The organism is Mitsuaria sp. TWR114 (genome assembly GCF_007997345.1).
The window spans coordinates 1-7,352 of the sequence record NZ_VOSR01000097.1; the positions used below are offsets into that span (position 1 = coordinate 1).

At 70.1% G+C, this 7,352-nt stretch carries 10 protein-coding genes; 3 read left to right on the forward strand and 7 right to left on the reverse strand.

The annotated features are described in order from the left end of the window. Positions 1 to 442, reverse strand: a 442-nt coding sequence (locus FUT87_RS28415) for a hypothetical protein (RefSeq protein ID WP_222617048.1), incomplete at its 3' end; no start/stop codon positions are given. A 58-nt stretch (positions 443 to 500) separates the two neighbouring features. Here FUT87_RS28415 and FUT87_RS28420 point away from each other — a divergent pair. After that, positions 501 to 986 carry an HlyD family efflux transporter periplasmic adaptor subunit gene (locus FUT87_RS28420; protein WP_186830362.1) on the forward strand — a complete coding sequence of 162 codons (486 nt, stop codon included), beginning with the start codon at positions 501 to 503 and terminating at the stop codon, positions 984 to 986. Positions 987 to 1,014: 28 nt separating this feature from the next. Here FUT87_RS28420 and FUT87_RS04935 read toward each other — a convergent pair whose 3' ends face one another. The 4 genes from FUT87_RS04935 to FUT87_RS04945 are packed head-to-tail and all read right to left on the reverse strand — an operon-like array spanning position 1,015 to position 4,134. Next, the gene (locus FUT87_RS04935) at positions 1,015 to 2,259 is read right to left on the reverse strand and encodes a hybrid sensor histidine kinase/response regulator (protein WP_147240260.1); all 1,245 of its coding nucleotides are present in this window, start codon (positions 2,257 to 2,259) and stop codon (positions 1,015 to 1,017) included. Further along, a complete protein-coding gene (locus FUT87_RS30340) occupies positions 2,256 to 2,459 on the reverse strand; it encodes a hypothetical protein (RefSeq protein WP_255511668.1) in 204 nt (67 codons plus the stop codon). The genes FUT87_RS04935 and FUT87_RS30340 overlap by 4 nt, the downstream gene beginning before the upstream one ends. 11 nt (positions 2,460 to 2,470) lie before the next feature. Beyond that, positions 2,471 to 2,680, reverse strand: a complete 210-nt coding sequence (locus FUT87_RS30345) for a hypothetical protein (RefSeq protein ID WP_255511669.1) — start codon at positions 2,678 to 2,680, stop codon at positions 2,471 to 2,473. A gap of 5 nt (positions 2,681 to 2,685) precedes the next feature. Further along, positions 2,686 to 4,134, reverse strand: coding sequence for a PAS domain S-box protein (locus FUT87_RS04945; protein ID WP_222617049.1), 1,449 nt, complete (start codon positions 4,132 to 4,134; stop codon positions 2,686 to 2,688). A 237-nt stretch (positions 4,135 to 4,371) separates the two neighbouring features. Between FUT87_RS04945 and FUT87_RS04950 the strand changes: the two genes are divergently transcribed. After that, positions 4,372 to 5,478, forward strand: a complete 1,107-nt coding sequence (locus FUT87_RS04950) for a Glu/Leu/Phe/Val dehydrogenase dimerization domain-containing protein (RefSeq protein ID WP_147240261.1) — start codon at positions 4,372 to 4,374, stop codon at positions 5,476 to 5,478. 46 nt (positions 5,479 to 5,524) lie between these two features. Here the strand turns inward: FUT87_RS04950 and FUT87_RS04955 are convergent, their stop codons facing one another. After that, positions 5,525 to 6,004 (reverse strand): GNAT family N-acetyltransferase, encoded by a 480-nt coding sequence (locus tag FUT87_RS04955; protein WP_147240262.1) that lies wholly within the window; start codon positions 6,002 to 6,004, stop codon positions 5,525 to 5,527. 192 nt (positions 6,005 to 6,196) lie between these two features. Here FUT87_RS04955 and FUT87_RS04960 point away from each other — a divergent pair, with 192 nt between their 5' ends. Next, positions 6,197 to 7,033 carry a hypothetical protein gene (locus FUT87_RS04960; RefSeq protein WP_147240263.1) on the forward strand — a complete coding sequence of 279 codons (837 nt, stop codon included), beginning with the start codon at positions 6,197 to 6,199 and terminating at the stop codon, positions 7,031 to 7,033. 39 nt (positions 7,034 to 7,072) lie between these two features. Here FUT87_RS04960 and FUT87_RS04965 read toward each other — a convergent pair. Then, positions 7,073 to 7,352 (reverse strand): MliC family protein (locus tag FUT87_RS04965; protein WP_147240264.1); only part of this gene is annotated, 280 nt, incomplete at its 5' end.

Genomic DNA, 7,352 nt, shown 5'->3' on the forward strand with positions numbered 1-7,352 from the left:
GCGCGCCGGCCAGCTGCTCATCGAGCTCGACGGACGCGAGGCCGGCAGCGAGTTCGACAAGGCCGACGGCGAGCGCCAGACCGCCACCGTGCAGGTGGCCGTCCAGCGCGCGCTGATCGATGCGCTGGGCACCGGCCGGGCGCCGCGGCTCCCGCCGCTGGAGGACATCACGCCCGAGCGACGCCGCGACGGTGAGCTCTTCCTGGCCGACGCCTGGAGCGAGTACACCGCCCGGAGCGACCGCCTGGCCCGCGAGATCGCGCGCTACGCCGCCTCGCTGCCACTGGCCCAGGACCGCGAGCGGGACTACGAGGCGCTGGCCGCCACGCGCGACGTCTCGCGCGACGCGTGGATGCAGCGCAAGACCGCGCGGCTGGAGCTGGAGGGCCAGATCGCCCTGGCCCGCGCCCCAGCAGGCCGAGCTGCGCGCCAGCCTGCGCAAGACGGCCCAGGACCATCTGGCCGAATCGCAGCGCATCGCGCAGGCAGCGGCGCAGGACGTGACCCGCGCCAGCGCCCATCGCGCGCTGCTGCAGCTGCGCTCGCCGGTGGACGGCACGGTGCACCAGCTGACGGTGCACACCGAGGGCTCGGCGGTGCCGGCCGCGCAGGCGCTGATGCAGATCGTGCCCGCCAGCGACCGCATGCAGTTCGAGGCCTTCATCGAGAACCGCGACGCCGGCTTCGTCCATGCGGGCGACACGGTCGCGGTGAAGATCGACGTCTTCGACTACACCCGCTACGGCACCGTGCCGGGCCGCGTGCTGCATGTCTCGCGCGACGCCGTCCATGACGACAAGCGCGGGCTGCTCTTCGCGGTCACCGTGGAGCTGGCCCGCAACCAGGTCATGGTGGAAGGCAAGCCGGTCCCGATCAGCGCCGGCATGTCGGGCTCGGTGGACATCCGCACCGGCCGCCGCCGCGTCATCGAGTACGTGCTCTCCCCACTGGTCCAGCACCGCGAGGAAAGCCTGCTAGAACGTTGAGCGCCGGGCACGACCCGCGTCGCCCTGGTCAACGCGCTTCGGCGGGCCCGACCGGCGGCGACGCCTCGCCGGGCGCCTCGGGGTCGGGCAGCTCCGCGAAGAAGGTGGAGCCCCGCCCGACCTCGCTGCTCGCGCCGACGCGGCCGCCCTGGGCCTCGACGATGCGCTTGGTCAGCGCCAGGCCCAGCCCCGTGCCGGGGTACTGGCGGCGGGCCGTCGAGGGCAGCTGCGTGAACTCGGTGAACAGCCGGGCCAGGTCCTCCTCGGCGATGCCCGGCCCGGTGTCCTCCACCTCGACCCGGAAGCGCTGGTCGCCGCAAGGCGCCGCCCGCACCGTCAGGTGTCCGCCCTCGGGCGTAAACTTCCAGGCGTTGGACAGGTAGTTGTAGAGCACCTGCCGCAGCCGCAGCGTGTCGGTCCAGACCAGGCCCAGTTGATCGTCGATCTCGATGTCCACCGCCAGCGGCTTGTCGGCGAAGCTGCCGGTCACCACGTCCACCACCTCGCGCGCCACCTCGGCCACATTGGTCCGGTCGGGATGCAGCTCCAGGCCGACCGCCTCCAGCCGCGCCAGGTCCAGGATGTCGTTGATCAGGTCCAGCAGGTGCCGGCCGCTGGACAGGATGTGGCCCGCGTAGTTGCGCACCCGCTCCGCCGGCAGCGTGGCCGCGCCGTCCGCCATCAGCTGCGAGAAGCCGATCACCGCGTTCAGCGGCGTGCGCAGCTCGTGCGACATGTTGGCCAGCAGCCGTCCCTTGTGGCGGCTGATCTCCAGGATGCGCTTGTTCTCCAGTTCCAGCTCCGCGCTGCGCAGGCGCAGGGCCTGGGCCCGCATGCGCACGCGCGCCTCGCGGCTGCGGGCCTCGGCATAGTCGATCGCGCGCACCAGCGTGCGCGGCCGCACGTCCTGCTTGGACAGGTAGTCCTGCGCGCCGGCCGTCATGCAGGACATCGCCAGCGCGTCGTCCTCCATGCCGGTGAGCACGACGATCGGCGTGTCGCGCGCCTGCGCGCGCACCGCGCTGACGCATTCGATGCCGGCGGCATCGGGCAGGTGCAGGTCCAGCAGCACCGCCGCGACGCGGTGCCGCTCCAGCAGCGCCACCGCCTCGGACAGCCGCGTCGCCCGCATCACCGGGCGCGGCGCCGCGGGCGTGGCCTCGGCCAGCAGGTCGGTGATCAGGTCGGCGTCGCCGTCGTTGTCCTCCACCAGCAGGATGGGCAGCGGCGCGCGGCGCGGCTCCCGGCCCAGGTCGTCGGGCAGCGCGCTCATGGCAGCTTCACCACCGTGAACCAGAAGCCCTCGATCGCCTGCACGATGGACTGGAAGGCCACCAGCCCCACCGGCTTGGTGACGTAGCAGTTGGCGCCCAGCTGGTAGCTCTTGACGATGTCGTGCTCGGCATCGGAGGAGGTCAGCACCACCACGGGAATCTCCTTGAGCTCGGGCTCGGCCTTGATCCGCGCCAGCACCTCGCGCCCGCTCAGCTTGGGCAGGTTGAGGTCGAGCAGGATGAGGTCGGGCCGCTCGGCGCCTCATACGGCGGCTCGCGCAGCAGCCGCGACAGCGCCTGCGCGCCGTCCACCGCGACCGCGATGTCCAGGCGCAGCCGGCTGTGCTCCAGCGTCTCGGCCACCAGGTCGGCGTCGCCGGGGTTGTCCTCGATGAGCAGGATGTTCAGCGGTTGGCTCATGGGGCTCAGGCTCCTTCGGCGCGCGCCGCCAGCAGGGTGAAGGACACGGTGCTGCCCTGGCCCGGCGCGGAGTCGATCCAGATCGTGCCGCCGTGGCGCTCGACGATGCGCTTGGCGATGGCCAGGCCGATGCCGCTGCCCTCGTAGCGCCCCAGCTCGTGCAGCCGCTGGAACATCTGGAACACGCGCTGCGCGTACTGCATGTCGATGCCGATGCCGTTGTCGCTGACCTGGAACAGCCAGCGCTGCCCCTGCGGCCGCGCCGTGATCCGCACCCGCGGCGCCGCCTCCGACCGGAACTTGATCGCGTTGCTGATGAGGTTCTGCAGCAGCTGGTGCAGCTGGCCCTCGTCGGCCGACACACGCGGCAGCGGGTCGCTCTCGACGAGGCCGCCCGACTCGCGCAGCAGGCGCTGCAGCGCATGCGTCACCGCCTGCAGCACCTGCTCCGCCTCCACCGGCACCAGCGGCTTGCCCTGCGAGCCGACCCGCGAGTACGCCAGCAGGTCCGCCACCAGGCGCTGCATGCGGCGCGCGCCATCGGAGGCATAGCGGATGTACTTGTCGGCGCGGTCGTCGATCTGCCCGGCGTAGCGCTGCGCCAGCAGCTCGGTGTAGTTGGCCACCATGCGCAGCGGCTCCTGCAGGTCGTGCGAGGCCACGTAGGCGAACTGCTCCAGCTCGGCATTGCTGCGGCGCAGCTCGTCCTCGCTGCGACGGCGCTCGGTGATGTCGATGATGGAGGCGACGACGTAATGCCCATCGGGCGCGTCGATCGGCGTCAGGCCGATCTCCACCGGCATCTCCGACCCGTCCTTGCGCAGCCCGAAGAGCTCACGGCCCGCGCCCATGGGCCGCGCCTCGGGCCGGCTGGAGAAGGACGCCACGTGGCCCGGATGCCCGGCCCGGTAGCGCTCGGGGACCAGCATCTCGATCGGCTGCCCGAGGAATTCCGCCCGCGCGTAGCCGAACATCTCCTCGGCCCGCCGGTTGACCAGCCGGATGCGGCGCGCCGCGTCGATCATGATCATCGCGCTGGGCGAGGCCTCCACCACCAGCTCGAAGCGCTCCTGGGCGCGCTTGCGCTCGGTGATGTCGATGATGGCGGCCAGCGTGCACAGGCCTTCGGCGGTGTCGATGGGGCTCAGGCCGATCTCGATCGGCACTTCCTCGCCGTTCTTGCGCCGGCCGAAGAGGTCGCGGCCCGCGCCCATGGCGCGCGTCTCGGGCCGCGTGAAGAAATCGTCCACCTGGCGGGGATGGCCCTCACGGAAACGCGTCGGTATCAGCGTCTCGACCGTCGCGCCCAGCAGGTCCTCGCGCGCGTAGCCGAAGAGTTCCTCGGCCTTGCGGTTGACCAGCCGGATCCGGCGCTCCCGGTCCACCAGGACGATGGCGTTCGGGATCGCCTCGACGATCGACCGGAACCGGTCGTCGGCGGGGTTGTCTGACACGGTGCCCTCCCTGGGCGTGCGTCTTGCGCACAAGTTGTGCGCGCAGGTGTATCACGGGCCCGGGGGACCCGCCAAGGGGGTGCCCGTCCCCAGGAGGGGGCGATGGGGCGCGACGTCGGTCCCGGCGGGGGCACCGCTTACACTGGCGACCCCCCCATGCGCCACAAGCGCCTGCGGGCCGCACGGCGCCCTCCGCGGCGCCGGTTTCCTTCAAGCATCACAAGTGCAGGTTCACCCATGAACGCCCTGACCGACATCGCCCGCGCGCTGGCCGCCGGCTCGTCCGATTCCCTCCCCTCCTCGCTCTTCGGCCTGCCCGACCAGGCCCCGCACGAACGCGTGCTGCTGGCCGCCGACCCGGTGACCGGCCTGAAGGCGATCCTGGCGGTGCACAGCACCGCGCGCGGCCCGGCCTTCGGCGGCTGCCGCTTCTGGAGCTACGACAACGAGCTGGCCGCGCTGAACGACGCGCTGCGTCTGTCGCAGGGCATGAGCCTGAAGAACGCACTGGCCAACCTGCCCTTCGGCGGCGGCAAGGCGGTGATCCTGAAGCCGCAGGGTGACTTCGACCGCGCCGCGCTGTTCGCGGCCTTCGGCCGCGCGGTGCAGTCGCTGCAAGGCGCCTACATCACGGCCGAGGACGTCGGCACGACGACGGCCGACATGAAGGGCATGGTGGCCCACACGCAATATGTGTCGGGCATCCCGCGTGACGGCGCCTTCGGTGGCGACCCCAGCCCGAAGACCGCCTACGGCGTGTTCGTCTCGATCGACGAAGGCGTCAAGCGCGTGCTGGGCCGCGACTCGCTCGAGGGCGTGCGCGTGGCGCTGCAGGGCCTGGGCGCGGTGGGTTGGCACCTGGCCGAGTACCTGCACCGGGCCGGCGCGAAGCTGGTCGTCGCCGACGTCAATGCCGAGAAGGTCGCGCGCGCGCAGGCCGAGCTGGGCGCGACGGCGGTGAGCGTGACCGAGATCCTGGCGGCGGACGTCGACGTGGTCGCGCCCTGCGCGCTGGGTGCGACGCTGAACGCGCAGTCGATTCCGGCGCTGAGGGCCCGGCTGATCGCCGGCGCCGCCAACAACCAGCTGGCCACCGCCGCCGATGGCGACACGCTGCAGGCCCGCGGCATCACCTACCTGCCGGACTACCTGGTGAATGCCGGCGGCATCATCAGCGTCGCGCGCGAGTACCGCAACGAAGGCGAGGAATCGGCGGTGATGGCCGAGGTCGGCCAGATCCGCGGCCGCGTCGCCGAGCTGCTGGACCGCGTCAAGGCCAGCGGCCAGACGCCAGCCCGCGAGGCGGACGCCTGGGCGCGCTCGCTGCTGGTCAAGCCGGCTTGAGCGGACGGCTCATTCGACGCAGCGGCGCCCCGAGGGGCGCCGTTTTTCATGGTGCAGCCGTCACTCGCCGCCGCATTTCGGCCGGGTACTCGACGAAACCCAGCGATCGATAAAGGCCCTTGCCCTCCGGCGTCGAGCCGAGGTTGAACTCACGCACGCCGAGCGCCTCGCAGGCGGCCATCGCGCGCGCGACGAGATCGGTCGCGATGCCGCGGCCGCGGAGCGCTGCGTCGGTGAAGACGTTGGCGACTCGCCCCATCTGACCAGCGGGATTCGCCCGCGTCGGGCCCCAGTCCAGCAGCACGACGCCCGCGCCGCCGATCACCCGGCCCTCATGCATGGCCAAAAAGCCGATGTAGCGGCGGCTGCCAATGCGAGGCCGTACCCATTCCGCATAGCCAGCGCGCCGCGCGGCGTCCTCTTCCCGATAACACGCATGCGCGGCGATCTGCTCGGCATCCGAGGGCAGCGCGCGGCGCACCGCCCAAACCTGCTGCTCCACGGCGGAGTCCATCTGAACCGTCATCTCACTCCTTCGGATGCCACCAGTCGAAAAGGCGACGCAGTCTACGCGATTCGGCGCATCGATATTTAACCCATTAGTCACCGGCGCAGGCAGCAATCACGACAAGCACTTGACACCGGATATCGCCCTTCCGATTAGCATCCATTCCCAGCGCCGAGCCAGCGATTCAGCAAAGCGATTTCCGAGAAGAAAATGAAAGCTCTTCAACTATTCCTTTTCCTGAGCGCCCTCTCGATGCTTTCCCCAGGCGTTTCAGCGACGACGGATGAAACAGCGAGGATTCATGTCGGGCTCTGTGGTCAGTCTCCGCCGACGGATTTCGAAATCGCCAAGAGGATTCACTCCTTCCAGCAATCGGCGGGCGGCACATCGGCCACGCGCGAGTATTTCCAGGCCATTCGTCCAGTCGCTCGCCTGAGCAGTTTCAAGTCCTCAGGAGACGACGTCATTCGTCTCGAAGGCCGAATCGACGCGAGCACTCCGCAGGCCTTGAGCAATAGAATCCGGGAAACTCCTGGAATCCAGGTTCTGGAAATCAACAGCTTTGGTGGCGATGCAATTGCCGCCATGCGCATCGCCCAGATCCTGGAAACTTCTCGGCTCTCCCTGCGGATCGCTGGATTCTGCATGTCCGCCTGCGCCAATTACCTGCTGCCGGCGGCCAAGGCGGTTATTCTCGTCAATGCAACCATTGGATTCCACGGCAGCCCATGGGCTTGTTTCCAGCAGTCGTCAGCCATTGACGGCGTCATGCGATGGGGCCTTTCAAATTATTTGACCCTTTGGCAGGTGGCGCGTCAGGACGAGGAATACATGTCCAAGTATCCGCGCCTCAAGGAAATCATCGTCCGCTCGCAGCGGCCCGACCGCGGCGCCAACGATGGAAAACCCCGGGATTGGTTGCTCGTGAGGCCTGAGGATCTGTCGAGATACGGTATCCGGCTTCAGGCGTCGACAAACTCAGCGACTTTCGACCGGCTCGCCGCCGACCCCTCGGACGGACTGCTCGGACCGGTCTTCGTCCCGTAAGGATCGCTTCAGCGCCTGAACCCCGCCGCCAGCGCGCGCTCAGCGCGCCGCGGCGTCGGTGCAGTCCGCGGCGGGCAGGCCGGGCCGTTCCAGGCGGAACTCCCGGCCCTTGTTCCACAAGAGGTAGTCGCCGTCCGCGAGCCGGCCGCCGTAGCGCGCGCCCGAGGCGCTGACCTCGTGGTCGAGCACCACGCGGCCCTGCGCGGTCTTGAGCACCGCGGCGCCCGGATCGCTGTTGACGAAGGTGACGGTGACCTCCCCGTCGACAGTGAGGCAGCGCAGCGGCACGGGCCCGACCGCGATGCCGCGCCGGTCCTCG